We start from the raw sequence: 239 nt of genomic DNA on the forward strand, positions 1-239 counted from the left end.
TTCCATTGTTCCCAGTAGGCGTGTTCACTGTCCATGGCTGCGCTATTCGCATACTCGGAAAGTTTTTGTGACCAGGATCGGAAGGAATCCGTTTTGTCCGGTAACTGAAGCACCTCTTCATGGATGGCCTGTTCATAGGCAGTAGCCAAATCCTCAAACAAGATACGCCAGGATACCCCGTCCACCACCAAATGGTGAATCACCATCAGCAAATGATCGCCATCTACACAGTGGAACAA

The 239-nt window shown here is 49.0% G+C and carries 1 protein-coding gene; it reads right to left on the bottom strand.

Annotated elements, in window-relative coordinates:
- A partial coding sequence (locus G9G53_RS26060; RefSeq protein WP_165150920.1) for a condensation domain-containing protein occupies positions 1-239 on the bottom strand: 239 nt, incomplete at both ends.

The organism is Paenibacillus sp. EKM206P, assembly GCF_011066155.1.
Classification (GTDB): Bacteria; Bacillota; Bacilli; order Paenibacillales; family Paenibacillaceae; genus Paenibacillus; species Paenibacillus polymyxa_D.